This is a genomic window from Paracoccus amoyensis, from assembly GCF_014490725.1.
Taxonomy (GTDB): Bacteria; Pseudomonadota; Alphaproteobacteria; order Rhodobacterales; family Rhodobacteraceae; genus Paracoccus; species Paracoccus amoyensis.
In genome coordinates, this window is sequence record NZ_JACOQL010000004.1 from 141,259 (window position 1) to 163,612 (window position 22,354).

The 22,354-nt window shown below is 60.5% G+C and carries 20 protein-coding genes; 13 read left to right on the forward strand and 7 right to left on the reverse strand.

Annotation, left to right across the window (positions count from 1 at the left end; all coding sequences use genetic code 11):
- Window positions 1-4: 4 nt before the first annotated feature.
- The 5 genes from H4P12_RS13200 to H4P12_RS13220 all read right to left on the reverse strand — a co-directional run bounded on the left by H4P12_RS13200 (window position 5) and on the right by H4P12_RS13220 (window position 4,994).
- Window positions 5-838 (reverse strand): HTD2 family dehydratase, encoded by an 834-nt coding sequence (locus H4P12_RS13200; RefSeq protein WP_187794140.1) that lies wholly within the window; start codon window positions 836-838, stop codon window positions 5-7.
- A complete protein-coding gene (locus H4P12_RS13205; protein ID WP_187794141.1) occupies window positions 835-1,938 on the reverse strand; it encodes a CaiB/BaiF CoA transferase family protein in 1,104 nt (367 codons plus the stop codon). The genes H4P12_RS13200 and H4P12_RS13205 overlap by 4 nt, the downstream gene beginning before the upstream one ends.
- Window positions 1,938-3,101, reverse strand: coding sequence for an acyl-CoA dehydrogenase family protein (locus H4P12_RS13210; RefSeq protein ID WP_187794142.1), 1,164 nt, complete (start codon window positions 3,099-3,101; stop codon window positions 1,938-1,940). Before H4P12_RS13210 ends, H4P12_RS13205 begins: the two co-directional genes overlap by 1 nt.
- Window positions 3,102-3,190: 89 nt before the next feature.
- Window positions 3,191-3,577 carry a VOC family protein gene (locus tag H4P12_RS13215; protein ID WP_187794143.1) on the reverse strand — a complete coding sequence of 129 codons (387 nt, stop codon included), beginning with the start codon at window positions 3,575-3,577 and terminating at the stop codon, window positions 3,191-3,193.
- A gap of 7 nt (window positions 3,578-3,584) precedes the next feature.
- Complete coding sequence (locus tag H4P12_RS13220) at window positions 3,585-4,994, reverse strand: hypothetical protein (RefSeq protein ID WP_187794144.1); 1,410 nt, start codon at window positions 4,992-4,994, stop codon at window positions 3,585-3,587.
- A 159-nt stretch (window positions 4,995-5,153) separates the two neighbouring features.
- Between H4P12_RS13220 and H4P12_RS13225 the strand changes: the two genes are divergently transcribed.
- The 7 genes from H4P12_RS13225 to H4P12_RS13255 all read left to right on the forward strand — a co-directional run bounded on the left by H4P12_RS13225 (window position 5,154) and on the right by H4P12_RS13255 (window position 13,098).
- On the forward strand, window positions 5,154-6,098 hold the full coding sequence (locus H4P12_RS13225; RefSeq protein ID WP_187794145.1) for a LysR family transcriptional regulator: 945 nt from the start codon (window positions 5,154-5,156) through the stop codon (window positions 6,096-6,098).
- Between the two features lie 95 nt (window positions 6,099-6,193).
- Window positions 6,194-7,414 (forward strand): AGE family epimerase/isomerase, encoded by a 1,221-nt coding sequence (locus H4P12_RS13230; RefSeq protein ID WP_187794146.1) that lies wholly within the window; start codon window positions 6,194-6,196, stop codon window positions 7,412-7,414.
- Window positions 7,411-8,412 (forward strand): Gfo/Idh/MocA family oxidoreductase, encoded by a 1,002-nt coding sequence (locus H4P12_RS13235; RefSeq protein ID WP_187794147.1) that lies wholly within the window; start codon window positions 7,411-7,413, stop codon window positions 8,410-8,412. Before H4P12_RS13230 ends, H4P12_RS13235 begins: the two co-directional genes overlap by 4 nt.
- A 259-nt stretch (window positions 8,413-8,671) precedes the next feature.
- Entirely contained in the window at window positions 8,672-9,586 is a 915-nt protein-coding gene (locus tag H4P12_RS13240; protein ID WP_187794148.1) for an ABC transporter permease, read from the forward strand.
- A gap of 17 nt (window positions 9,587-9,603) precedes the next feature.
- Window positions 9,604-10,527 (forward strand): ABC transporter permease, encoded by a 924-nt coding sequence (locus H4P12_RS13245; protein ID WP_187794149.1) that lies wholly within the window; start codon window positions 9,604-9,606, stop codon window positions 10,525-10,527.
- Window positions 10,520-12,154, forward strand: a complete 1,635-nt coding sequence (locus tag H4P12_RS13250) for an ABC transporter ATP-binding protein (protein ID WP_187794150.1) — start codon at window positions 10,520-10,522, stop codon at window positions 12,152-12,154. Before H4P12_RS13245 ends, H4P12_RS13250 begins: the two co-directional genes overlap by 8 nt.
- Window positions 12,151-13,098 (forward strand): 2-hydroxyacid dehydrogenase, encoded by a 948-nt coding sequence (locus H4P12_RS13255; RefSeq protein WP_187794151.1) that lies wholly within the window; start codon window positions 12,151-12,153, stop codon window positions 13,096-13,098. Before H4P12_RS13250 ends, H4P12_RS13255 begins: the two co-directional genes overlap by 4 nt.
- A 51-nt stretch (window positions 13,099-13,149) precedes the next feature.
- Here the strand turns inward: H4P12_RS13255 and H4P12_RS13260 are convergent, their stop codons facing one another.
- Window positions 13,150-13,863, reverse strand: a complete 714-nt coding sequence (locus H4P12_RS13260) for a GntR family transcriptional regulator (protein ID WP_187794152.1) — start codon at window positions 13,861-13,863, stop codon at window positions 13,150-13,152.
- Between the two features lie 257 nt (window positions 13,864-14,120).
- On the opposite strand from H4P12_RS13260, the gene H4P12_RS13265 reads away from it, so the two are divergent.
- The 5 genes from H4P12_RS13265 to H4P12_RS13285 all read left to right on the forward strand — a co-directional run bounded on the left by H4P12_RS13265 (window position 14,121) and on the right by H4P12_RS13285 (window position 20,132).
- Entirely contained in the window at window positions 14,121-14,846 is a 726-nt protein-coding gene (locus H4P12_RS13265) for a ribonuclease activity regulator RraA (RefSeq protein ID WP_187794153.1), read from the forward strand.
- A 50-nt stretch (window positions 14,847-14,896) separates the two neighbouring features.
- Entirely contained in the window at window positions 14,897-16,414 is a 1,518-nt protein-coding gene (locus tag H4P12_RS13270) for an aldehyde dehydrogenase (NADP(+)) (protein WP_187794154.1), read from the forward strand.
- A 22-nt stretch (window positions 16,415-16,436) separates the two neighbouring features.
- Window positions 16,437-17,339, forward strand: coding sequence for a 5-dehydro-4-deoxyglucarate dehydratase (locus tag H4P12_RS13275; RefSeq protein ID WP_343069842.1), 903 nt, complete (start codon window positions 16,437-16,439; stop codon window positions 17,337-17,339).
- A gap of 161 nt (window positions 17,340-17,500) precedes the next feature.
- Window positions 17,501-19,021, forward strand: a complete 1,521-nt coding sequence (locus tag H4P12_RS13280; protein ID WP_187794156.1) for an ABC transporter substrate-binding protein — start codon at window positions 17,501-17,503, stop codon at window positions 19,019-19,021.
- A gap of 55 nt (window positions 19,022-19,076) precedes the next feature.
- Entirely contained in the window at window positions 19,077-20,132 is a 1,056-nt protein-coding gene (locus H4P12_RS13285; RefSeq protein ID WP_187794157.1) for an Ldh family oxidoreductase, read from the forward strand.
- A 10-nt stretch (window positions 20,133-20,142) separates the two neighbouring features.
- Here H4P12_RS13285 and H4P12_RS13290 read toward each other — a convergent pair whose 3' ends face one another.
- A complete protein-coding gene (locus H4P12_RS13290; protein WP_246449290.1) occupies window positions 20,143-20,799 on the reverse strand; it encodes a GntR family transcriptional regulator in 657 nt (218 codons plus the stop codon).
- Between the two features lie 126 nt (window positions 20,800-20,925).
- On the opposite strand from H4P12_RS13290, the gene uxaC reads away from it, so the two are divergent.
- Window positions 20,926-22,332 (forward strand): glucuronate isomerase, encoded by a 1,407-nt coding sequence (gene uxaC / locus H4P12_RS13295; protein WP_187794159.1) that lies wholly within the window; start codon window positions 20,926-20,928, stop codon window positions 22,330-22,332.
- Window positions 22,333-22,354: the final 22 nt, after the last annotated feature.

Consider the following 22,354-nt stretch of genomic DNA (forward strand, 5'->3'; position numbering starts at 1 on the left):
GATCCTACAACCAGACGGCCTTGGCTTCCATCGCGATTGGTCCGTCGACGTAAGCGGTCCACAGCGTCAACCCGTCGTCTGCTTCGACCGCATTCAGTGTGAAATCTGCGTTGTCGAACAGGGGCGACAGGCTGCGGAAATCGAACTGGCTTGGCCGCATCCCATGCAGCTTTTCCGCGAATTGCACCAGCAGGGTTGCCTGCATCGGGCCATGAACGATCAGGCCGGGATAGCCCTCGTGATCGCGGACATAGGGGGCGTCATAATGAATGCGGTGGCCGTTAAAGGTCAGCGCGGAATAGCGAAACAACAGCGCGGCCGATGGCGTGATCTGGATGCGGTGCTGACCGTGCGGGGCGGGCGCTGGTGCCGTTTTTGGACCGGCGGCATCTTCACCCCGATAGACGATATCCTGCCGCTCGGTCAGGACGTTTCGGTCATCGCTGGTGATCTGATGTTCGACTGTGACAAAGCACAGCGTTCCCGTGCGACCTTCCTTGACCACGACATCCTGAATCGTTGACCGACGGGTGACGGTTTCGCCAACGCGAATATCGTCATGAAAGGTGAATGCACCACCAGCCCACATGCGACGGGGCAGCGGCACTGGGGGCAAAAAGCCGCCCCGCGCCGGATGCCCGTCCGGCCCAAGGCCCGATGTCGGTGCGGCAGCCGGTGCAAGGCACAGATGGATCATCACGGGCGCGAGGTCACCATTCTGCGCCTGATCAGCCTGATCGAAGGTCGCCTTGAACCGGTCCACGATGGCCGGGGTCAGCAGTTCCGATTTGGTTTCGGTGCGCCCGATCCAGCCACGCAGATGGTCAATGTCGATCATGTCGTTTCTCTTGCGCGTGCTGACAATGCCGGGACGGGGCCATAAACGCGCGGCTGATCCTGAAAACGTGGGGCAGGGGCCGGATAGGTGACAGGACCATGCGGCGTTTCCACCGTGATGCGACGCAAATGCGGATGCTGTGCCAGGCCCGCCATATCATTGACATTGGCAAATGCGATATCTGCGCGGGACAGTGTCGCGATGGCATCATCGGCATTGAGCGACGCAAAGGCATCGGCCAGCACCGCGTCCGTCTGCGCCCGGTTCGCGACGCGTGCCACATTGGTGGCGAATATCGGGTCTTCGCCCAGTTCGGACCGCGCCAGAAATATCCGGGCCAGCTTGCGCCATTCACGATCACTTTGGACCGAGATCAGGATCTGTTGCCCGTCCTTGGTGTCAAAGACGCCGTAGGGCGCAATGGAAGGGTGCCGCATACCCAACCGTTTCGGGCTTTTCCCGCCCTCGTGGTTCAGCAGCGGCACCGTCAGCCAATCTGCCATCACATCAAACATCGAGATGAAGATATTTGTGCCCTTGCCGGTCATGCCGCGCTGAATCAGCGCTTCCAGAATCGCGGCATGGGCGGTGGCGCCGGTGGCGATGTCGACGATGGAAATGCCCACACGCGCCGGTTCATCCGGGCCGCCGGTGATCGAACACAGGCCTGATTCCGCCTGAATCAACAGATCGTAGGCTTTGCGATCAGCCATCGGCCCATCCTCGCCATAGCCCGAGATTGAACAGGTGATCAGGCGCGGGTAGTCGCGCATCAGCCGGTCAAAATCAAAGCCCAGACGTGCCAGTGCGCCACGCTTCAGGTTTTGGACCAGCACATCTGCGCCGGCCATCAGATCGGCCAATGCGGCTTTGCCTTCGTCGGTGGCAAGGTCCAGCGTGACGCTTTCCTTGCCCCGGTTCAGCCAGACGAAATAGCTGGATTGGCCATTCGCCACATCGTCATAGCCGCGGGCAAAGTCACCCTCGGGCCGCTCGATCTTGATGACGCGCGCACCGGCGTCGGCCAGACGGCTGGTGGCAAAGGGGGCTGCAACGGCCTGTTCGATGGCAATGACGGTCAGACCTTCCAGCGGGGTCATCAAAACGACCTCGGCAGACCAAGGACATGTTCGGCCACATAGGACAGGATCAGATTGGTCGATATCGGGGCAACCTGATACAGTCGGGTTTCGCGGAATTTGCGTTCGATATCGTATTCGCAGGCAAAACCGAACCCGCCGTGGAATTGCAGGCAGGTATTCGCGGCCTCCCAGCTGGCCTTGGCCGCCAGATATTTCGCCATATTGGCCTGCGCGCCACATGGCTGATGCGCGTCATAAAGACGACAGGCCTCGTGACGCATCAGATTGGCCGCTTCGACCTCGATAAAGGCTTCGGCAATGGGGAATTGCACGCCCTGATTTTGTCCAATGGGACGCCCGAACACGACGCGTTCATTGGTGTATTTCGTCACCCGGTCGATGAACCAATAACCGTCCCCGATACATTCCGCCGCGATCAGCGTGCGTTCGGCATTCAGCCCGGTCAGAATGTATCTGAAACCCTGACCCTCTTCGCCGATCAGATTTTCCGCGGGAATTTCAAGATTGTCGAAGAAAAGTTCGTTGGTTTCGTGATTGACCATGTTCAGGATCGGGCGAACCTGCATTCCCGATGCCATGGCCCCTTTCACATCGACCAGGAAAATGGACAGCCCCTCGGTCTTTTTTGCAACGTCCGACAGCGGCGTGGTGCGGGCCAGCAGGATCATCAGGTCGGAATGTTGCACCCGGCTGATCCAGACCTTTTGGCCGTTGATGACGTATTTATCGCCTTGCCTGACTGCTGTGGTCTTGATCCTGGTCGTGTCAGTGCCGGTCGTGGGTTCGGTCACGCCCATACTTTGCAACCGCAATTCACCGCTGGCGATCCGGGGCAGGTATTTCTGGCGCTGCTCCTCGGACCCGTGACGGATCAGGGTGTTCATATTATACATCTGACCGTGGCAGGCTCCGGAATTGCCACCGGCGCGGTTGATTTCTTCCATGATGACACTGGCTTCGGTCAGCCCAAGGCCGGACCCGCCATATTCTTCCGGGATCAGGGCGGCCATCCAGCCAGCCTTGGTCAGGGCATCGACGAATGCTTCGGGATAGGCGCGTGCTTCATCAATCTTGCGGTGATATTCGTCGGGAAATTCGGCGCAAAGCGCACGCACCGCATCGCGGATATCCTGATATTCTGCGGATTGATGCAGCTTCATCCTGTGCCCCTCTTATTCGTCGCGCCCAGTCTGTCGCACGAAGGGGGATAGATCAAATATATGATAATGCTATCGACTATAGTTTTACGTTATGATCGAGGCAGATATTCCGAAATCTCGATCAGGTTCAGGTCGGGGTCGCGCAGGTAGATGGACCGGATCGGCCCCGTCGCGCCGCTGCGTTCCACCGGACCTTCGGTGATGGTGATGCCCGCGTCTGTCAGGGCGGCGATGACCTGATCCAATGGCCGATCCGCGATAAAGCACAAATCCAGTGCGCCCGGCACGGGCAGGTGTGCTTTCGGTTCGAACTCACGGCCCTTGACGTGGATGTTGATCTTTTGCCGGCCAAACCGCAGCGCCTTGCGCCCGTCGCCAAAACGGTCCAGCGCCATGCCCAACTGCCCGACGTAAAAGGCGACGCAGGCATCTTCATCGGTGGTTGTCAGCACCAGATGGTCAAGATGGTCGATCATCATACCCTCATAGAATAATGGTCAGCAACAGTGCCCAAAGCGACATCAGCACGCCCATGACCAAGACATAGGCAAGGTTCCATTTCATCCCCACATCGCGCGCCGGTATTTTGCCAAACGACGCCACCAGAAGAACCGAAGCGGTAAAGGGTGATGTCGTTCCGCTGAGTGCCCAGCCGCCGGTAATGGCCATCACCATCGCGGCGGGCGAAATGCCAAGCACCTCGGGCGAGGGAAGCAGCGGCACCAGCAGCGATACGGCCAGAATGGGGTTCATCCCGATCTGACCCGTAAATGGCACCAGCCAGACCATCGCGACGACGATCAGTTGCGGGGGCAGGACCGTCAGATCAAGGCCAGTGCCTTGCACAGCGGGCACCAGCACGAAAGCGCCCAGGCTGCCGATGAAGCCAGCCATGAACAGCAAAACGATCTGCCCCCGGTATTTCGGCAATTCCTCGGTCAGAAACTCAGCCGCCCTTCGGACGGTTTGCTGACTGCGGGGGCCAAGTGTGGGGTTGCTTTGAACATAGGTCCAGATCAATGCGATCGCCGGGACAAGCGTCATGACCGCACCGATCACCTCGACCCCCGTGGCAACACGCAAAATCAGCGTGCCGGACACCACCACGGCCAGCAGCAGGATCAGCGGGCGCAGGTATCTGAACCAACTGCCCGTTTCAGGGATACGCGAAGGCCGTGGACCGGACAGTTTCGGCTTGAAGATCGTGTCCGTCGCCCAGCCGACGCCGATCATCAGAAACGTCGTGACCAGACAGGGCAGAACAACACCGCCCCAGCTTGCACCGGGCACCAGTGCCAGCGTTATGACCATCGAAAAGGTCAGCGGCGACCAGCACAACGTGGCCGCAAATCCGCGCTGGATCGCGACCAGCATGCGCCGCAGGCGGTGGCGTTTGATTTCGGGGTTGGTTTCGTTGGCAGTGCTTTCGACGGCCAGCGATCCAAGCAGGGCGATGGATCCATACATCAGGATCAGGCCGAACAGATGACCGCCCAGCGTCAATGCCAGATAGCGCCGGCCGGGTGGTTGTCGGGCCAGAAAACGCCCGCACTCGATGATCGCGGGGGATCCGATGGCCGCGCTGCGCAATGCGGACAGCGCACTATACAAGGCGATGACGAAGGTGGCCGTTTCGGTCGCCTTCAACAGACCTAAGGGCCAGTCGGCATGCGTCAGCATCGCCCAGATGATCAGCACGCCACCGATGATCACAAAGATGAGTTCCTTGAGCGACACGCTGAAGCAAAAGGCCAGCACGACCAGAACCGCAACGCCGCCCGCGATGGCGGCGATGGCATGGCTGCCGCTGTATTCAAAGATGATCATGCCCAGCATGACCACTGCAAGCAGCAGCCCGGCCATGGCGTTCAGACGCTCATGTCCTTTGATCATCGCTGTCCCCCGGGGTCTTGGCTGTGGCCTTGGGCGGCCACAGATCCGTGCAGCATGCCCCGTCAAGACGGGGAATGTCCAATATGGCTTTGACAGGCCGGCCATAATTTTCCGATATGGAGCGATCGAACGCTATAAATATCAACGGGTGCAGCGCAGATGATGGATATCAGGCAGCTTCGCTATTTCGTGGCGATTGTCGAACAGGGTTCATTCTCTCGCGCGGCCAAGGTGCTGCATGTGGCCCAGCCCGCCTTGTCGCTGCATGTCCGCAATATGGAAGACTCGCTTGGCGCAGAGTTGCTGTTTCGCAGTGCGCGCGGTGTCGTGCCGACAGATGCGGGCGCTATCCTGTTACGTCACGCCCGCGCGATCCTTGACCAGATTGCCGTGGCGGGCGAGGAAATTCGCGGGCAGCAGGCCGATCCTGAGGGTGAGGTCAGGCTTGGCCTGCCCGGCACGATTGGCCAGATTATGGCCGTGCCATTAATCACCGCGGTTCATGCGCGTTTCCCCCGGATCAAGCTGCGCATCGCAGAGGCGATGAGCGGTTTCATTCATGACTGGCTGCGCGATGATCGGATTGATTTGGCCGTCCTTTATGGCAAGGCAGCAGATGGCGACATTTCAACCCGGGCGGTCCTGCAAGAGGATCTGCACTTCGTGGCCTCAGCGACGAAACCGATAGCGGCACCCGCGCATGGTGCCATTCCGTTCGCGCAATTGGCACAGCTTCCCCTGATCCTTCCCGGCCTTGGCCACGGCTTGCGCGATCTGTTGGAGCGCACGGCACAAGCGCATGAGGTTTCCCTGAATACCGCCATCGATGTGGATTCCTATGGCAATATCAAAACCTTGGTTCGCGATGGTTTCGGTTGCTCGATTCTGCCGTTGAATGCGATCTGGGCCGAAGTGTCGTCGGGCAGCCTGAAGACCTGGCCAATCAGCGGCCCATCAATGCAGCGGATCGCCTATCTGGCCCAACCGACGCAGCGGCCATTGTCAAATGCGGCCAAGGCCGTGCTGACGCTGACACAGGAAACGCTGGTTGATCTGGTCAAGGACGGGCGCTGGATCGGCGCACAGCTGGTTTCGCATGGCTGAGGCGCGATCGGCAAAGGCCCGCGGATATGCCGGACATTGCTTGACCGCTACACATGCAGCCTGAATAACTTCTCCATCAAGCATGGGAGGCAGAGATGTCAGAGGATCGTTTTCAATGGAATACGGCCGCAAATCGCGATTGGCTGCTTGACGACGCCCGTCGGCAGTTCGCATTTTTCGCCCCTTCGCTGAATCCCTCGGGTGGGTTCGACTATCTGGACGATGCGGGTCAGCCGATCCCGGGCCAGCCGCGTGAATTGCATGCCACGGCGCGTATGGTCCATTCCTTTGCCCTTGGTCATGCTGCGGGGCTGGTGACGGATGGCAAGATCGTCGATCACGGCATGAAAACGCTGTGGCAGCAGCACCGTGACAACGATCATGGCGGCTATGTCTGGTCCTTTGACGAGGAAGGCCGGGTTGCTCAAGGCAATAAGCTGGCCTATGGCCACGTCTTTGTGCTGCTGGCAGCCTCCAGCGCCAAGCTGATCGGTCATCCCGATGCTGATCTTCTTCTGGACGATATTCGCGACGTGATCGAGCGCCGCTATTGGGATGCGGCCAATGCCCGGCTGAAAGAGGAATTTGCCCGCGACTGGTCGGAAATCTCGGACTATCGCGGGATGAACGCCAATATGCACGGCGTCGAGGCGTTTCTGGCCGCCCATGAGGCGACCCAGGATCGGCAGTTTCTGGATCGCGCACTTGGTATCATCCGCTTTTTTGTCGGTCAGCAGGGCGCGGCACATGATTGGCGTCTGCCCGAACATTTCGATGCCGAATGGGACACTGATCCGGCCTATGAAGGCGATCCGATGTTCCGGCCTGCCGGGACCACGCCGGGGCATTCCTTTGAATGGGCGCGACTGTGCTTGCACGCCTGGGATCTGGATGGCCGGCGCGATGTTTCCCTGCTGGATTGGGCGCGCAATCTTTACGTTCAAGCGGATCGCGATGGCTGGCGGCAGGCTGATGGCGGCGGCATCATCTATACCGTCGATGAGACCGGTCAACCCTTGCGTGAAAACCGCTATTGGTGGCCCGTGGCCGAGGCGATTGCCACCGCCGCGACCCTGCTGAAACTGGGCGATGATCGTGCATCCGATTATGCGCGTTATCTGACATGTGCCGAGGCGCATTTCATGGATCAGCGCGTCGGCGGCTGGTATCCCGACGCTGACCGGGTTGGCCAGCAATTCACGGGCAAGCCTGACATCTATCATTCGATCCAGGCGGTGTTGTATCCGCTGACGCCCGCCATATCGCGTCTGTCGGATGCGTTGGCGCGGGATGTCGCACGAGGGAATGCGCAGTGAAATGGGGATTGATCGGCGCCAGCAATATCGCCGCGTCCAGCATGATCGGCGCATTCCGCAGCTTTGGCAGCGATCAGGTGGTTTCCGTCCTCAGCAGCAATGCCGAACGGGGTCGCGCCTATGCAACGGAACATGGTATCGCGGACGCCTATGCCGATCTGGATCGGATGCTGGCCGATCCGGCGCTGGACGCGGTCTATATCTCGACCACGAATGAGAAGCACTTTCCGCAGGCGATGGCCGCGATCCGGGCGGGCAAGCATGTGCTGTGCGAAAAGCCGCTGGCGATGAATGTCGCGGATGCCGTGGCAATGGTGCATGCGGCGCGAGAGGCCGGGCTGGTCTTTGCCACCAATCACCATCTGCGCAACGCGGGCAGCCATCAGGTGATCCGTGATCTGGTCCGGGCGGGCCGCATCGGGCAGGTGCAAAGCCTGCGGGTGTTTCACGCCATCTATCTACGCCCGCAGTTGCAGGGCTGGCGGATCGACAATCCGATGGCGGGTGGTGGCGTTGTCGCGGATATCGCGGTCCACGACGCGGACACTGTGCGGTTCCATCTGGATGAAAGCCCGGTCGATGTCGTCGCCATGACCGCCGCCACCGGTTTGGGCAAAGGGGTCGAGGATAATGCGATGTCGATCTGGCGAATGCCGTCTGGTGTGCAGGTCTTTTGCCATGTCAGCTTTACCCATCCCCATGCCGGATCGGGGCTAGAGATCCACGGCTCTGATGGGTCGATCATTGCGCGGAATGTGATGACGCAACGCCCAACGGGCCAGGTTGAATTGCGCACCAAGGATGGGGTCGAGGTGGTCGAATTTGATCCGCGCAATCTCTATGCGCATGGCGTGGGCATGTTCCGCGAAGCGGTTGCGGGGCGGGGACGCCCGGCGGCGGATGGCGAAGATGGCATCCGATCGCTGGCAGTTGCAAATGCCATTCTTGCGGCAGGACAAACCGGTCAGCGCATGACGGTTGATTACGGCGGCATCTGACCGCTGCGCAGGATTTCTTGCCATGCATTCGATGAGCGAGAACCGGCCGTGATCTGATGCGGGTGATCTGCCTGATAAAGTTTTCTTATGGCGTCGTCGCTTACATAAAACAAACGCCCCGTGCCGGATGTGTAAAAAATCCGGTTCACAAAAATCTTAGATGCACTAATATATCAATTCAAAGGGCCTCGATTCGGCCCTGTGTCAGTCGTCAAAAGGGCCGCTGACCGCCGACATCCACGCGGAGGGGGCTGCGCCCATGGGCAAATTCATCGGGAAACGAGCACTGGCCAGCGGGATATCCTTGGTCGGGCTTGTGATCCTTGTCTTCTTTCTGTCGCGCCTGACGGGCGATCCGACGGACCTATATCTGCCGCTGGATGCCTCGGTCGAGGCGCGAGAGCAGTTTCGCGAAATGCATGGCTTCAATGATCCGCTGATCGTCCAGTTTGGCCGCTATGTCAGTGATCTGGCACAGGGCAATTTTGGTGAATCGATCCGGCAGGCCCGCCCCGCGATGGAGGTTGTCCTGCAAGCCTTTGGCTGGACGCTGCAACTGGCCGTCATCACCATGTCGCTGGTCACGGTGGCGGCGATCATCGTCGGATCGCTGGCGGCGTTCAATGTAGGGGGTGTCTTTGACCGGATCGCGACCTTCTTTTCGCTGGTCGGGGCATCCGCGCCCGATTTCTGGATCGCGATTGTGGGGATCGTGCTGTTTGCGGTGCATTGGCACGTTCTGCCGACATCGGGGACCGGAACGGTCTGGCACTGGGTCTTGCCGGTGGCAGTGCTGTTCATCCGGCCCTTCGGTCTGATCCTCCAGGTGGTGCGCGGGTCGATGATCACCGTGCTGTCATCAGCCTATATCAAGACCGCGCGGGCCAAGGGCGTGCGGACGCGCCCGATCATCTTTGTCCACGCCCTGCGCAATGCGATGCTGCCGGTCATCACCGTGATCGGCGATCAGGCCGCCGCCATTCTAAATGGCGCGGTCGTGGTGGAAACGATCTTCGGCTTTCCCGGCATCGGCAAACTGATGATTGACTCCATCCTGCTGCGTGACTTTCCCGTGGTTTTGGCGGCAATCATGGTATCGGCGCTGGCCATCTTTCTTATGAATCTGCTGATCGACCTTGCTTATGCGATGCTTGATCCGCGCATTCGGTATTAAAGGGGGGAGGGGCGGCGATGTCAGACACGCGGATCCAGGTGCCGGTTGTTGCTGAAAAGGGGCGCATTGGCACATGGCTGTCGATGCTGTGGGCCGACAAGCTGGCGTTCCTTGCGGCGCTGTTCCTGCTGATCGCTTTGCTATGCGCAATATTGGGGCCGTGGCTAATGGGCGATATCGCGACGAAGCAGAACCTGCGCGGGCGCAACGCGCCGCCTTTTGATCTGTCGCGGGGCTGGGCCTATGTGCTGGGCGCAGATGCGCTTGGCCGTCCGCTTCTGGCGCGGATCGTGGTCGCGGCGCGGGTGACGCTTCTGGTTGCGGCATCAGCCGTTGCGGCTTCGGCCATTGTCGGCTGCGTATTGGGCCTGATCGCGGGCTACAGCCGCAAACGCGCTGCGCAATGGATCATGCGGTTGGGTGATGTGATCATGTCCTTTCCATCGCTGCTGCTGGCGGTGATCGTGCTGTATATGCTGGAGCCATCGGTCGCGAATATCGTGCTGGTCCTGGCGATCACGCGCATTCCCGTCTATCTGCGCACGACCCGCGCCGAGGTGCTGGAGGTGCGCGAGCGGATGTTTGTTTCCGCCGCCAAGGTCATGGGTGCATCTGACAGCCGGATCATCTTCCGCCATATCCTGCCCGTGGTGCTGCCCACGCTTGTCACCATCGCGACGCTGGATTTCGCCTTTGTCATGCTGGCGGAATCGTCGCTGTCATTCCTTGGGATCGGGATACAACCGCCCGAGATTTCATGGGGCCTGATGGTCGCGCAGGGCCGGCAGTATCTGACAACCGCGTGGTGGCTGTCCTTCTGGCCGGGGTTGGCCATCATTCTGACCACGCTGTCGCTGAACCTGCTGTCCAACTGGATGCGGATCGCGCTGGACCCGGCCCAACGCTGGCGCCTGGAAATGAAGGGACGCAAGAATGACTGATCATCTGCTGGAAGTCCGTGATCTGTCGGTTGAATTTCATACGGCGGCGGGCACGGTCAGGGCGGTGCAGAATGTCAGCTGGCATCTGGACCGGGGCGAAACGCTGGCGATCCTTGGGGAAAGCGGGTCGGGAAAGTCGGTATCGGCCTTGGCGGTGATGAACCTCATCGACATGCCGCCGGGCAGGATTACCAGCGGCACCATTCTGCTGAATGGTCGCGACATGCTGACCATGACGCCCGAGGAACGCCGCCAGATCAACGGCGCCACAATCGCGATGATCTTTCAAGATCCGCTGGCCCATTTGAACCCCGTCTATACCGTCGGTTGGCAGATTGCCGAGATGATGACGACCCATGGCCAGCCCGGCGACAGGGCGCGGGCGCGGGCGTTGGAATTGCTGGGCCGTGTCGGCATCCCGGACCCCGACGCCGCGATGAAGAAATATCCGCACGAATTTTCGGGCGGGCAGCGGCAGCGCCTGATGATCGCGATGGCGCTTGCCTGCAAGCCCGACATTCTGATCGCGGACGAACCCACGACCGCGCTGGATGTCACCGTTCAGGCACAGGTGCTGGCGCTGTTAGAGGAGTTGCAGCAGGAAACCGGCATGGGCCTGTTGCTGATCACCCATGACCTGGGCGTGGTGGCCGAAATTGCCGACCGCGTCGTGGTGATGAACGCGGGCGAAATTGTCGAGACAGGAAACGCGGCCGAAGTTTATCACAATCCGCAGCATCCCTATACGCGCAAATTGATCGACGCCGCGCCGGGCAAGGGCCAGATGCCAAAGGAACGTGACCGCAGCGGCCAACCCTTGTTGCAGGCGCAGAAGCTGCAAAAGCATTACGGCGCGTTTCATGCCCTGAAAGGCGTCGACCTGACCATCATGCCGGGCGAAACGGTGGCGGTCGTCGGTGAAAGCGGATCGGGAAAATCCACGCTGGCACGGGCGATCCTGCGGCTGGATGATCCCGATGGCGGGCGGATTCTGTATAAGGGCAGCGACTTGATGGCGATGCCGCCGCGCGATCTGTTCCGCCTGCGCCGCGATCTGCAAATGGTGTTTCAGGACCCGACGCAAAGCCTGAACCCGCGCATGACGGTGTTCAAGCTGATCTCGGAAGCGTGGGAAATTCATCCTGACATCCTGCCCAAAGCACAGTGGAAAGACCGGGTCGCGGAATTGCTGGTCAAGGTCGGATTGACGCCTGAAATGGCGAAACGCTATCCGCATCAATTCTCGGGCGGGCAGCGGCAGCGGATCGCGATTGCCCGCGCATTGGCGATGGAACCGAAGCTGATCGTCTGTGACGAAGCTGTTTCGGCGCTGGACGTGTCCATTCAGGCGCAGGTGATTCAGCTGCTGGATGGGTTGCGTCGCGAGTTTGGATTGTCCTACCTGTTCATCGCGCATGACCTGCCGGTGGTGCGCGATTTCGCGGATCGGGTTATCGTGATGAAATCGGGCCGGATCGTCGAAGAAGGCACCGTTCGCCAGATATTCGAAGATCCGGTTCAGCCCTATACGCGTGCTTTGCTGGCCGCCAGCCTTGACCCCGATCCACAGGTTCAGGCCGCCCGACGCCACGCGCGTGAAGAACTTGAGCAACGGATACCCGCATGAAACCTGACGTTCTGGTCGCTTATCCCCTTCAACCCGCGCAAATGCAGATGCTGGAAGATAACTATACCCTGCACCGCCTTGATCTGGCCCAGCCTGACGACCGCGATGAGGTTCTGGCCAAGGCCGGTCCGGTCTGCACGGCAATGGTCGTGAACGGCCATGTCACCGTGGACAAGACGCTGTTGGACAAGCTGCCTGCTTTGAAACTGGCCGCCTGTTCCTCGGCCGGGTTTGACCAGATGGATCTGGCCGAAATGACGCGGCGCGGGATCACCTTGACCAATACGTCAGATGCGCTTCTGGACGATGTCGCCGATACCGGGCTGATGCTGATGCTGGCCGCACGCAGGCGGTTGATCGAATGCGACGCCTATGTGCGGTCCGGGGCATGGGGCGAAAAGGGGATGTTCCCCTTGACCACAGCGACGGCAGGCAAAAAGGCGGCCATCGTCGGGCTGGGCAATATCGGCAAGGCGATCGCACGCAGGTGCGAACCGATGGGGCTGACGATCGGATATTTTGGCCGCAGCCAAAAACCGGGCATTGAGTATGCGTTCTTTGACGATCTGGTGGCGCTGGCGGATTGGGCCGACATTCTGTTCGTCGCGACTCCGGGTGGGCCGGATACCGAAGGGCTGATCTCGGGCGAGGTTTTGCACGCGCTTGGTCCGACGGGAACGTTCATCAACATCTCTCGCGGGACGGTCGTCGATGAGGCCGCGCTGACAGCCGCGCTGCAAAGCGGGCAGCTTGGTTCGGCGGGTCTGGATGTGTTCCTGAATGAGCCCACACCCGATCCTGCGCTGACCGCCCTGCCAAACGTCACGCTTTACCCGCACCACGCCAGCGGCACGGTCGAGACGCGCGATCATATGGCGCAACTGACGCTGGACAATCTGGCGGCATTCTTTGCGGGCAGGCCGCTGCTGACGCCGGTGAATTAGGGCTGGATCATTGGCAGCGATTGCTTGCAACGCTGCTGCGACTCTGCGCCGTCAGGCGAAGTAATTGGGAAATTCCAGCCGCATTTCTTCGACTTTTGACACGGTCTTGCTGAGATGGTCGCGCATGGCGGCAACGGCGCGTTCCTCTGATTTCTGGGCAATCGCTTCGACAATGGCATAGTGCCCGTCCAGGATGCTTTTGATCTTGCCCTGTTCGGGCAAGTGCAGGCGGCGGATGCGCTCCAGATGGCCGGATCGTTCACGGACCAATTGATGCAGGCCACCGCGTTCAAGCCCGGCGAACAGCGTCTGGTGGAAAACCTCATCCAGCTCTTGAAAGATGGCCAGTTGTTCAGGGTCATCCGCCACGGCTTCCTGCATGCGGATGATGGACCGGGCGCGGGTCACGGTTTGCGGATTGCCTTCGGCTGCCAGACGGCGCGCCACTTCGGTTTCCAGCGCGACCCGCAGGAAATGCGCCTCGTAAATCTGTGGCACATCGATGCGTGTCACCACGGTTTTAGACTGTGGATAGATGCGGACCAGCCCTTCCTGCTTCAGCAATTGCATCGCTTCGCGAATGGGCGTCTGGCTGACCTCATAGGTCTCGGTCAACTCGGTGCGCGACAGGGTGGTGTCGGGCGGCAGTTGCAGGGTGATGATCCGCCTGCGCAGGTCGTCATACACACGTTGCACAGTTGCGCCCGTCATGGCGGGCGTCAGCGGATCGGTCAGTCCGAATGTCGATGCAAGCGATGTGTTCATGGTGATTTCCTTGGCTGCTAAAACCCTATCGTTCAGTGGGATTGCGCACAATCATACAAATATAGCAGTTGATATACTTAACCAACTAAAATATTAGTATTGCTGTTAAGGGATTCGATCTCTTTTCCCCTGCGGAGGTCTTCCAACGACCTTGCTCTTCCGTTTGTCGCCCAGCTGACGAGGCAACAGTCGCAACCGCCTGAAGCAGAACCGGAGGCGAAAAGCCAAAAGAACCTGATACTTTCTGAGGGAAACATATGACTGACCACCCGCTTTCCGATGACGCGCGCGCCAAACTGAAAAAAGTTTCCACCGCCTCGATTGCGACGGCGCTGTATAAACGCGGGCTGCGCAATCAGTTCATTCAGGGTGTCGTTCCCGTCACACCCAAGGATGAAAACATGGTCGGCCCCGCCTTTACGCTGCGCTATATCGTGGCCCGCGAAGATCGGAACCCGATCACCGTATTCCGCAACATGGATCATCCGCAGCGCGTCGCGGTGGAAACCTGCCCTGAAGGCCATGTGCTGGTCATGGATGCGCGCAAGGATGCGCGGGCGGCGACTGCCGGGTCTATCCTGATCACCCGGCTGGCGCTGCGTGGCGCGGCGGGTGTGGTGTCCGATGGCGGGTTTCGTGACGCCGAAGGGATCGGCAAGCTGGACATGCCTGCCTATTACGCCAAGCCCTCGGCTCCCACGAACCTGACACTGCATGAGGCGTTGGACATCAACCTGCCGATCAATTGCGGCGATGCGGCGGTGTTTCCGGGCGATGTGCTGGTTGGCGACAAGGATGGCGTGATGGTCATACCTGCCCATCTGGCCGATGAGATTGCGGACGAATGCACCGGTATGGAGAGTTTCGAGGATTTCGTGCTGGAACAGGTTCAGGCCGGGGCGCAGATCATCGGACTGTATCCCGCGACCAAAGAAGAAAACCTGACAAAATATCAGGAGTGGCGCGCCAAAACGGGCCGCTGATCCCGCCTGCGGTGGCCGCACCCGCACGAATGACATGAAAGGACGACAAGATGGGCTTTACGCCGCATGGGAAGCATTTGATCGCTGGTGAATGGGTTGCGGGTGATGCGACGTTCACCTCTGAGCCCGCGCAGGGCCCGGCGCATCAGTTCAGCATCGGCACGGTCGATCTGGTGGATCACGCCTGTGAAGCGGCCGAAGATGCCTTCTGGACCTATGGTTATACCACGCGGGCCGAACGCGCGGCCTTTCTGGATGCCATCGCGGACGAGATCGAGGCACGGGCGGAAGCGATCACCGAAATCGGCACACAGGAAACCGGCCTGCCCGCCGCGCGGCTGAACGGTGAACGTGGCCGGACAACCGGCCAGTTGCGCCTGTTCGCTGATCATATCCGCAAGGGCGATTATCTGGACCGTCGCCATGATGCGGCCTTGCCCGACCGGCAACCCGCACCACGCCCCGATATCCGATTGATGGAGCGCCCGATTGGGCCGGTCGCCGTCTTTGGCGCGTCGAATTTCCCGCTGGCGTTTTCAACCGCGGGTGGCGACACCGCCGCCGCGCTGGCCGCTGGTTGTCCGGTCGTGGTCAAGGGCCATTCCGCCCATCCCGGCACCGGCGAAATCGTGGCCGAGGCGATCAAGGCGGCGATTGAAAAGACCGGCATGCCCATGGGTGTTTTCAGTCTGGTGCAGGGCGGCAAACGTGACGTGGGCACGGCGCTGGTGCAACATCCGCGCATCAAGGCCGTTGGCTTTACCGGCAGTTTGGCCGGTGGCCGCGCCCTGTTCGACCTGTGCGCACGGCGGGATGAACCGATCCCGTTTTTTGGCGAATTGGGCTCGGTCAATCCGATGTTCATGCTGCCCAAAGCGGTCAGGGCGAGGGCCGATGAACTGGGCGCGGGCTGGGCCGGATCTTTGGTTCTGGGCGCGGGGCAGTTCTGCACCAATCCGGGGATTGCGGTGGCCATCGACGGCCCCGACACGGACCGCTTTATCGCGGCAACGAAAGCCGCGCTGGAAAAGATCGGCGGGCAGATCATGCTGACCGAAGGCATCGCCAGGGCCTATCGCGACGGCAAGGACCGCTTTGAAAGCCGCAATTCGGTCACGCCGGTCTATACGACCGAATCCGCGGGACGCGAAGCCAGCCCCAACCTGTATGAGACCACCGCCCAGGCCTATTTGCAGGATCATGCCCTGGGCGAGGAAGTCTTTGGCCCGCTGGGCCTGATCGTCCGCGTCTCATCAGTCGATGAAATGGCGCAGCTTGCCAAAGGGTTCGAGGGGCAGTTGACCGCCACCATCCACATGGACGCTGCGGATCTGGAGGACGCGCGGAAGCTGCGCCCGATCCTTGAACGCAAGGCGGGCCGGGTGCTGGTCAACGGTTTCCCGACTGGGGTCGAGGTGGTCGATTCCATGGTCCATGGCGGCCCCTTTCCGGCCAGCACGAATTTTGGTGCGACCAGCGTGGGCACCATGTCGATCCGCCGTTTCCTGCGCCCCGTCAGCTATCAGAATTTCCCCACAGAGCTGCTGCCAGCAGACCTTCAGAACTGATCCGAGGGAGGAGCCCCAGATGATCGCCCCGAACGAGTTGCGCGAGATTATTCGCCACGGATTGCTGTCCTTTCCCGTCACCCCCTTTGACGATCAGGACCGCTTCAACGCCAAGCCGTTTCAGGACCATCTGGAATGGCTGGCATCCTATCCTGTCGCTGGCCTGATCGTCGCCGGAGGGACCGGAGAGATGTTTTCCCTGACCCCCGGTGAGGTGGTCGATGTCGTTCGTGCCGCCCGCGCCGTCTCTGGCGATGCGCCGGTGATCGCGGGCTGCGGCTATGGCACGCGGATCGCCTGCGACATGGCGCGCGACATCGAGGCTGCGGGCGGTGACGGTATCCTGCTGCTGCCCCATTACCTGACCGAAGCCCCGGCAGATGGCGTGGCCGACCGTATCCGCGCGGTCTGCAACGCCACCAATATGGGTGTGATCGTCTATAACCGGGGGCAGGCGCGGGTCTCGGCCGATCAACTGGCCAGCCTGACCGATGAATGCCCGAACCTGATCGGCTTCAAGGACGGCACCGGCGATATCGACACCGTGCGTCGGGTAACCGTAACCCTTGGCGACCGGCTGTCCTATATCGGGGGGATGCCCACGCATGAGCTGTTCGCCCAAGCCTATAAAGGGGCAGGGATGCCGACCTATTCGTCGGCGGTGTTCAATTTCGTGCCGGAAACCGCGCTGAAATTCCACGCGGCTTTCATGGCCGGCGACAATGCGACCTGCGAGGCGATGCTGCGCGATTTCTATTATCCCTTTGCCAGGATCCGCGATCGCAAAACTGGCTATGCCGTGTCCGCCGTCAAGGCAGGTGTGCGTCTGCTCGGCTTTGATGCCGGTCCCGTGCGTGCGCCGCTGACCGACCTGACCGAAGAGGAAATGGCGATGATGCAGACCCTGATCGACAGTGCCCGGTGATGCTTTTTAACAAAATTGAAATATTAGCACACATGAGTATAAGATAAGGTAACGAATCTGCTGTGGATGCGGGCGGTCGTGACGCCGCCTGCTGCGGAAATGAGGGGCCGCCCAGGGCAGCAACAGCGACCGACCCGGTCGCAAAAGGGAGGAATATCGGAATGACACTGCGCAATGCAGCACTCTACCTGTCCGGGACGATCCTTGCGGCGGGTCTTGCCCCCGCATTCGCTCAGGATGCCAACCGCGATGTCACCATCGTTTTGGCGGAAATTGTCGATGTCGTCGAACCCTGCATGGCCGCCCGTCAGGACGTGGGCCGCGTCATGTCGGAAAACGTCAACGAAATGCTGATCGAGTTTGACTATGTCAATGGCGGGCTGAAGCCCCGTCTGGCAACCGAATGGTCACAGCTGGACGAGGATACCTGGGAATTCAAACTGCGCCCGGACGTGAAGTGGCATGATGGCAGCGATTTCGTTGCCGATGATGTGCAGTTCACCATCCAGCGGAACAAGAACCCGGAATTCAGCTGCGAAACCGGGGGCAAATATTTCGGCGGTATGGACTTCACCTTTGAAAGCCCCGATCCGCATACCATCCGCATCACCACCAACCCGCCGCAGCCGATCCTGCCGCTGCTGATGTCGGTTATGCCGGTGCAGTCGTCCAGGACGACCCCGGCGGATGAATTTGACCGCAAGCCAAATGGCACCGGCCCCTATGTCTTTGACGATTGGCAGATGGGTCAGTCGATCACGGTGACGCGCAATCCCGATTATTGGGGGGAACAGCCGCAGGTGGAAAAGGCGACCTATCTGTTCCGCTCTGACAGCGCCGTGGCCGCCGCCATGGTCGACGCGGGCGAGGCTGATATCGTGCCCTCGATCGCATTGCAGGATGCGACCAACCCAGAGACCGACTTTTCCTACCCAAACTCGGAAACCACGTCGCTGCGGATTGACACGCGGGTTCCGCCCACCAATGACCGCCGCATCCGCGAGGCGATGAACCTTGCCATCGACCGCGAGGCATTCATCGGAACCTTGTTCCCCGAAGATGCACAGATCGCCACGCATCTGGTTGTGCCCACGACCATTGGCTATAATCCGGATGTTCCGATCTGGCCCTATGATCCCGGCCGCGCGCGCGAATTGATCGAGGAAGCCCGGGCGGACGGCGTCCCTGTCGATACGGAAATCCGCATCATCGGTCGCAACGGGATCTATGCGAATGGCACCGAAACGATGGAAGCGGTGATGGGGATGCTTCAGGACGTCGGGCTGAACGTCTCGCTGAACATGTATGACGTGTCGGTCTGGAATAATTACTTCGTCTCGCCCTTTGTGGCGGATAGTGGTCCGACGCTGACGCAGTCGCAGCATGACAATGCCACCGGCGATCCGGTCTTTACGGCCTTTGTCAAATACGCCTCGACCGGGGCGCATTCGATGGTGGATGACCCGCAGGTCGATGAGATGATCGCCAAGGCCACTGCCGCGACGGGCGATGAACGCACGAAGCTGTGGCAGGATCTGTTCGCCAAGGTGAACGCGGATGTCATCGCCGACATTCCGATGTTCCACATGGTCGGCTTTACCCGCGTGTCGCCACGTCTGGATTTCAAGCCGACGATCGCCGCCAATTCCGAACTGCAACTGCAACAGATCGGCTTCAAGTGATCGCCCTGCGGGCCGGATGATCCCGGCCCGTCTTTCAAGACTGATTGGACATGCCATGCCCCGCATCGACCGTGCCGACCTGATCGACTTCGCCTGCACCCTGCTGGCGCGGCAAGGGATGGAAGCTGACAAGGCCATCGTCACCGCAGAAGTGCTGGTCGAAGGTGACATGATCGGCCATGACACCCACGGTCTGCAATTGATGCATTGGTATCTGGAATCGCTGCAGGAGGGGTCGCTGAACGGCAAAGGCAGTTATCAGGTGGTGGCCGATAAGGGGGCGGGCTTTGTCTGGGATGGCAGGTTGCTGCCCGGCGCATGGCTGCTGACCACGGCGCTGGATCAGGCGGTCCTACGCGCCCGTGAATATGGCATCGTCGGCGCCGCGATCCGCAATTCGCACCATACCTGTGCGCTGTCGGCCTATATGCGCAAGGTCACGGATCAGGGGCTGATCGTGCAGATTTCCGTCTCCAATCCAGCAGCGGCGCGGGTGGCGCCCTATGGTGGAACCAAGCCGCTATTGACCCCGAATCCGATTGCCATGGGCTTTCCCACCACGGGCGATCCGATCCTTGTCGACGTCTCCGCCTCGATCACCACCACCACGATGACGCAGCTTTTGGCGAAAAAGGGCGAGCGTTATCCCGAACCATGGGGCCTGACCGCCGGCGGCCAACCCACCGACGACCCGCGTGAGATCACCGAAAACGGTGGCACGATGATGCCGCTAGGCGGTGCGTTGAAGGGGCACAAGGGCTATGGGCTGGCGCTGATGGTCGATCTGCTGGGGCAAGGGTTGTCTGGCAAGGGGCGGGCGAATACCACCGCCCCCGGTCCGCTGGCCCAAAGCGCCTATATTCAGGTGATCGACCCGAATTTCTTTGCCGGGCTGGACGCGTTCACCGAACAATCCGACTGGACCGCCAACGCCGCCCGCACCAACTCGCCCGCGCCGTGGAACAACGGCCCGGTTCGTGTGCCGGGCGACAGCGCATCCCGAAAACGCCGCAGGGCGCTGACCGATGGTGTGCCGGTGGCTGATGGCGACTGGGCGCGGATCGCGAAACATGCGGAACGTCTGGGGGTTGCGATGCCCGCCGCGGCCTGACGCGACCGGGTCAGCCGTCGAACACATCCGGGCGGTCGATGTGCAGTCGTGCGATGATCGTTTCAATCCGGCTCAGGTGTTGTTTCACCGCCCCCGCGGCGGCCTGCCCGTCACGGTCACGTAGCGCCGTTAGTATCTGGCGATGTTCCTGCAGCGCGACATCCGCGCCATAGGACAGGCTAAGGTAACGCGCACGGTCCATATGCCCCTTGTTTTCCTTGATCAGCGCCCAGACGAATTCCAACCCTGCATAATTGCAGATGTCGTGGTGGAACTGGTCGTCCAAAGCGTGAAACCGGGATCTTTCCCCCGCCTCGACCGCTGCCGCCTGCCGCTGAACCAGCGTATCCAGCGCATCCAGTTGCTTTTCTGTCAGCACCTGCGCCGCAGTTCGCATGCAGGCTTCTTCCAAAGCTGATCGGATGAAATAGGCTTGTAGCACCGCATCTTCGGAAATCGGGGTGACGGTTGTTGCACGCTGCGGCCGGATCTGGATGAAACCCAGTTGCGACAGCCGATAGAACGCATCGCGCACCGGCTGGCGGGACACGCCCATTTGCTGGGCAACTTCGATTTCCGACAGTTTGGCACCCGGAGCCAGCGTCAGATTCACCACGCGCTCATACAGCAAATCGAAGATCTGATCGGTAACGGTTCGCGCGCGCATCACGTCAAGTGGGGGTGCGGTTCGCTGTTCTGACATCGTTACATCTCCAGAATTGACCCAACTAGAAAACTAGCATATTAGTTCACGACAGGAACACAAGCTTTGAGTCGTTTGAGGAGGCGGTGAATGGCATTGCTGGACGAAGATCGCCTGTTTCCGGTGGATGGGAAAACCCGCGATCTGGCCCGTGCGCTTTATGCCGACATCAAGGATCTGCCGCTGATCAGCCCGCATGGTCATACCGATCCGCGCTGGTTTGCCGAAGATCAGCCATTCGCCGATCCCGCCCAGCTTTTCGTGACGCCCGATCACTACGTCTTTCGGATGCTGTGTTCCCAGGGCGTGGCCCTGGCCGATCTGGGCGTGCCGCGCGTGGATGGCGGTCCGACGGAAACCGATGGGCGCAAGATCTGGGGGTTATTTGCGGAAAATTACTATCTGCTGGCCGGGACGCCATCGCGGATGTGGCTGGATCACAGCTTTCAGCATGTGTTTGGGATCGACCGCCGCCTAAATGCGGAAACCGCCGATTGGTATTACGACCATATTGCGGATTGTCTGGCGCAACCGGAATTTCGTCCGCGCGCGCTGTTCAAGCGGTTCAACATCGAAGCGATCGCCACGACCGAACCCGCCACCGACGATCTGCGCTGGCATCGGATGATCCGCGATTCCGGTTGGAATGGGCGGGTGATCACCGCTTATCGCCCGGATGGTGTGATCGACCCCGACATGGCGGGCTTTGCCGATAATGTCGCGCTTATGGGTCAGCAGACCGGCTTTGATACCGCGACATGGGCAGGCTATCTGGACGCGCATCGCGCGCGGCGCGCCTATTTCAAGGAATTTGGTGCGACCTCTTCGGATCACGGCCACGCCAGCGCCCGGACCGAGGATTTGCCGCAGAACGACGCCGCCGCCCTGTTTCAGAAGGCGCTGGCAGGGCAATGCAGCCCCGAGGAGGCCGACATCTTCCGTGGGCATATGCTGACGGAAATGGCGCGGATGAGCATCGAGGATGGTCTGGTCCTGCAGATCCACCCCGGATCTCGGCGCAACCATTCTGATGAGATCCTGCGAACCTTTGGGCGTGACAAGGGGTTCGATATACCGGGTCGCACCGACTATGTCACTGCGTTGCGCCCGTTGCTGAACGCGGTCGGCATGAACCGCGATCTGACGGTCGTTCTGTTCACGCTGGACGAGACGTCTTATGCCCGCGAACTGGCCCCGCTGGCGGGTGTCTATCCCTGCCTGCGGCTTGGTCCTGCGTGGTGGTTTCACGACAGCGCCGAAGGCATGCGGCGGTTTCGCGAAATGACGACCGAAACGGCGGGCTTCTATAACACCGTCGGTTTCAACGACGACACGCGTGCATTCTGCTCGATCCCGGCCCGGCATGACGTCGCCCGGCGGGTGGACTGCACCTATCTGGCGACGCTTGTCGCCACCGGGCGCCTTGCCGAGGACGAGGCGCCCGGACTTGCGCATCAGCTGAGCTACGGGCTGGCGAAACGCGCCTATAAACTTTGAAAAAATGTAACGGGAGGAAAAC

What these genes read in the sequence shown, in the direction of transcription:
- H4P12_RS13290 (WP_246449290.1), bottom strand. Translation starts at nt 20,799, where the DNA reads ATGCGCGCGCGAACCGTTACCGATCAGATCTTCGATTTGCTGTATGAG.
- H4P12_RS13250 (WP_187794150.1), top strand. Translation starts at nt 10,520, where the DNA reads ATGACTGATCATCTGCTGGAAGTCCGTGATCTGTCGGTTGAATTTCAT.
- H4P12_RS13240 (WP_187794148.1), top strand. Translation starts at nt 8,672, where the DNA reads ATGGGCAAATTCATCGGGAAACGAGCACTGGCCAGCGGGATATCCTTG.
- H4P12_RS13205 (WP_187794141.1), bottom strand. Translation starts at nt 1,938, where the DNA reads ATGACCCCGCTGGAAGGTCTGACCGTCATTGCCATCGAACAGGCCGTT.
- H4P12_RS13230 (WP_187794146.1), top strand. Translation starts at nt 6,194, where the DNA reads ATGTCAGAGGATCGTTTTCAATGGAATACGGCCGCAAATCGCGATTGG.
- H4P12_RS13260 (WP_187794152.1), bottom strand. Translation starts at nt 13,863, where the DNA reads ATGAACACATCGCTTGCATCGACATTCGGACTGACCGATCCGCTGACG.
- H4P12_RS13225 (WP_187794145.1), top strand. Translation starts at nt 5,154, where the DNA reads ATGATGGATATCAGGCAGCTTCGCTATTTCGTGGCGATTGTCGAACAG.
- H4P12_RS13215 (WP_187794143.1), bottom strand. Translation starts at nt 3,577, where the DNA reads ATGATCGACCATCTTGACCATCTGGTGCTGACAACCACCGATGAAGAT.
- H4P12_RS13245 (WP_187794149.1), top strand. Translation starts at nt 9,604, where the DNA reads ATGTCAGACACGCGGATCCAGGTGCCGGTTGTTGCTGAAAAGGGGCGC.
- H4P12_RS13270 (WP_187794154.1), top strand. Translation starts at nt 14,897, where the DNA reads ATGGGCTTTACGCCGCATGGGAAGCATTTGATCGCTGGTGAATGGGTT.
- uxaC (WP_187794159.1), top strand. Translation starts at nt 20,926, where the DNA reads ATGGCATTGCTGGACGAAGATCGCCTGTTTCCGGTGGATGGGAAAACC.
- H4P12_RS13265 (WP_187794153.1), top strand. Translation starts at nt 14,121, where the DNA reads ATGACTGACCACCCGCTTTCCGATGACGCGCGCGCCAAACTGAAAAAA.
- H4P12_RS13210 (WP_187794142.1), bottom strand. Translation starts at nt 3,101, where the DNA reads ATGAAGCTGCATCAATCCGCAGAATATCAGGATATCCGCGATGCGGTG.
- H4P12_RS13285 (WP_187794157.1), top strand. Translation starts at nt 19,077, where the DNA reads ATGCCCCGCATCGACCGTGCCGACCTGATCGACTTCGCCTGCACCCTG.
- H4P12_RS13280 (WP_187794156.1), top strand. Translation starts at nt 17,501, where the DNA reads ATGACACTGCGCAATGCAGCACTCTACCTGTCCGGGACGATCCTTGCG.
- H4P12_RS13255 (WP_187794151.1), top strand. Translation starts at nt 12,151, where the DNA reads ATGAAACCTGACGTTCTGGTCGCTTATCCCCTTCAACCCGCGCAAATG.
- H4P12_RS13200 (WP_187794140.1), bottom strand. Translation starts at nt 838, where the DNA reads ATGATCGACATTGACCATCTGCGTGGCTGGATCGGGCGCACCGAAACC.
- H4P12_RS13220 (WP_187794144.1), bottom strand. Translation starts at nt 4,994, where the DNA reads ATGATCAAAGGACATGAGCGTCTGAACGCCATGGCCGGGCTGCTGCTT.